We start from the raw sequence: 3,073 nt of genomic DNA, 5'->3' as shown, positions 1-3,073 counted from the left end.
AACCACATATGATTTCTTTTTTCTTGTTGATTTCACTTGTATTTTTACTGAAAAACAGGTATACTGGTATTAAATACAACAATAGAGAAATTTTCTGGTAAGAAAAGTGGGAGGTATTATGGCTGAGAATTATAACGGCATGGCAGTGGGTGTATTTGAACTGGATAATCTGGTTGCCTGCTTTGTAGCTCTTGACGCTGCATCCAAGGCAGCAAATGTAAAAATCCAGAGTGTGGAGCGTAACCGTCTGAAAAGCGGCGCCTGTGTGAAGATAAGAGGTTCTGTTTCTGATGTAAATGCAGCTATGGAGGTGGCACTTGAGACAGCAAAGCCTCTGGGTAAGGTTGTAAGCCACACCATTATTGCTTCTCCGACAGAGGATACGGAAACAGCGCTTGCAATGACTATTAACAAATAATTCTGGATAAAGTGAGGAAATCAATATGAGATATGGAGCATTCGGACTGGTAGAAGTGCTGGGAAGCAGCAATGCCATCCTGGTGATCGATCAGATGCTGAAGACATCTGACGTAGCTTTTCGTACCTGGAATACAAAGTGCGGCGGTCATGCCACTGTGTTTTTAAGTGGTGATGTTTCTGCCGTGACAGCAGCTGTAGAGAGTGTAAAGGGGAATCCTCCCTGCGAGGTCATTGCTGCAGCAGTAATTTCCAATCCTTCTGAGGAGACGGTACGTCTGGTAGAAGAGGAAGCGGAAAAGCATCATTTTTCTTAAAAGAACAGAACATACAGAACAAAATAAGATCCAGCGGATCATTCTGTTTTTTTCGGACATCTGTCCCGAAAAAATATGAAAATTCGCTGGATCTTTTTTGTTTACAGATGAATCGTGGTTCCTGTTTTTCCCTGGATTCCGTCTTTGGCCTTTTCCAGAAGTGTGATCATAGCAGTACGTCCTTTGCCGGAAGAAGCGAAGTCCATGGCTGCCTGCACCTTAGGAAGCATAGAACCTGCAGCAAAATGTCCTTCCTCTACATATTTTTTTGCTTCTTCTACAGTAAGCTCACTGAGCCATTCCTGATTTTCTTTACCAAAGTTAATAGCAACCTTTTCTACTGCAGTCAGGATGATCAGCATATCTGCATCCAGTTCTTTGGCAAGAAGACAGCTGGCAAAATCTTTGTCGATCACGGCAGAAGCGCCTTTTAAGTGATCTCCCTGAAGGGTTACCGGGATTCCGCCGCCTCCGCAGCAGATAACGATCTTATTAGCGTCAACCAGGCTGTTGATGGCATCCTGCTCTACAATTTCTACAGGCTTTGGAGAGGCTACTACACGACGGTAGCCGCGGCCTGCATCTTCCTTTGTGATGTATCCATATGCTTTTTCTGCATGTTCTGCTTCTTCTTTTGTCATAAAATGACCGATAGGCTTGCTGGGATTCTGGAAGGCGGGATCCTCTGGATCAACTCGTACCTGTGTAACTACAGTGACCACCGGGGTACGTACAAATCCTCTTTTGCGGAGCTCCTCGCGGAGTGCATTCTGAAGATCATACCCGATATATGCCTGGCTCATTGCCACACATACGGAAAGAGGTGTGTTGGGCTGATTGCTGTCTTCCCGGGAAAGTGCCGCCATAGCATTGTTGATCATACCTACCTGAGGTCCGTTCCCATGGACAACGACTACCTGATGTCCGTCTTCGATCAGGTCGCAGAGTGCTTTTGCTGTTGTTTTTACAGCTTCCATCTGTTCCGGGAGAGTATTCCCCAATGCATTTCCTCCCAGTGCAATAACGATTCGTTTACGCTTATACATGTAAAAACCTCCTGAATGGTAAGAAAAGAGAAGGGCCTTGCAGAACAATGCTCCACAGGCCCTGTTACTCTTTTAGAAGAATTTATTTAAGGATTCTTGGCGCTGCTTTTACTTCCAGTTTCTTGAGGATATCCTGAGGTTTCTCAAATTTGGACAGCATGATCATAGCAGCGATCACATATGGTTTAAAGCTTGCTTCTTTGTAAAGCGGGATTCTGTAGCGGTCAAATACACTTGCATCAACCTCACCTGTCTCGCAGCTTACGCCTGTGATGTCAGCCGGCAGGCAGTGCAGATAGAGAGCTTTTCCGTCTTTTGTTGTTTTCATAAGCTCTTCGGTGCAAGCCCAGTCTTTGTGCTGTGCGTTCTGAGCAAGAAGCTCTTTTTCCAGTTTGTCGATTCCGTCGAAATCGCCCTCGCCGTAAAGGTTGGTACGTTTTTCCATGGCTGCAAATGGAGCCCAGCTCTTCGGATAAACGATATCAGCATCTTTAAATGCTTCTTCCATGCTGTTTGTTTTTGTGAAAGAACCGCCGGTAGCTTCGGCATTTTTCTTTGCGATCTCTTCAATTTCAGGCATTACGTCATATCCTTCCGGATGAGCAAGAACAACGTCCATACCGAAACGTGTCATAAGACCGATCACACCCTGAGGAACAGAAAGTGGTTTTCCATAGGAAGGAGAGTATGCCCAGGTCATGGCAAGTTTTTTGCCCTTCAGGTTTTCAACACCGCCGAATTCATGGATGATGTGCAGCATATCAGCCATACACTGTGTCGGATGGTCAACGTCACACTGAAGGTTTACAAGAGTCGGTCTCTGCTCAAGAATGCCGTCTTTATTTCCTTCTGTTACAGCGTCCATAAATTCTTTCTGATAAGCATGTCCTTTGCCGATATACATATCGTCACGGATACCGATCACATCAGCCATAAAGGAAACCATGTTTGCAGTTTCACGAACTGTTTCGCCATGTGCGATCTGAGATTTTTTCTCGTCCAGATCCTGAACTTCAAGACCAAGAAGGTTACATGCAGATGCAAAAGAGAAACGTGTTCTTGTAGAGTTGTCACGGAAGATAGAGATTCCAAGACCGCTTTCGAATACTTTGGTGGAAATATTGTTCTCTCTCATGAAACGAAGAGCGTCAGCAACGGTAAATACAGCCTCAAGCTCATCGTCTGTTTTGTCCCATGTCCAGAAGAAATCGTTGTTGTACATTTCTTTGAAGTTAAGGCTGTTTAATTTGTCAATATAATCCTGTAATGTTTTCATGTAAAATCTCCTTTATG

Annotated in this window: 4 protein-coding genes; 2 read left to right on the top strand and 2 right to left on the bottom strand. The window is 44.5% G+C overall.

Annotation, left to right across the window (positions count from 1 at the left end; genetic code table 11):
• Nucleotides 1–118: 118 nt before the first annotated feature.
• The gene (locus tag RDS42_RS13730) at nucleotides 119–418 is read left to right on the top strand and encodes a BMC domain-containing protein (protein ID WP_308784152.1); all 300 of its coding nucleotides are present in this window, start codon (nucleotides 119–121) and stop codon (nucleotides 416–418) included.
• A 25-nt stretch (nucleotides 419–443) separates the two neighbouring features.
• Nucleotides 444–734, top strand: coding sequence for a BMC domain-containing protein (locus RDS42_RS13725; RefSeq protein ID WP_308784151.1), 291 nt, complete (start codon nucleotides 444–446; stop codon nucleotides 732–734).
• 101 nt (nucleotides 735–835) lie between these two features.
• Here the strand turns inward: RDS42_RS13725 and arcC are convergent, their stop codons facing one another.
• Together arcC and ygeW are read right to left on the bottom strand one after the other, a co-directional pair.
• Nucleotides 836–1,780 (bottom strand): carbamate kinase, encoded by a 945-nt coding sequence (gene arcC / locus RDS42_RS13720; protein WP_308784150.1) that lies wholly within the window; start codon nucleotides 1,778–1,780, stop codon nucleotides 836–838.
• A gap of 82 nt (nucleotides 1,781–1,862) precedes the next feature.
• Nucleotides 1,863–3,056 (bottom strand): knotted carbamoyltransferase YgeW, encoded by a 1,194-nt coding sequence (gene ygeW, locus RDS42_RS13715; RefSeq protein WP_308784149.1) that lies wholly within the window; start codon nucleotides 3,054–3,056, stop codon nucleotides 1,863–1,865.
• Between the last annotated feature and the right edge of the window lie 17 nt (nucleotides 3,057–3,073).

This window comes from uncultured Blautia sp., from assembly GCF_902497045.1.
Taxonomy (GTDB): domain Bacteria; phylum Bacillota; class Clostridia; order Lachnospirales; family Lachnospiraceae; genus Blautia_A.
The sequence above is the reverse complement of the archived record's forward strand: the minus strand, read 5'-3'. Positions and strand labels throughout refer to the sequence as shown.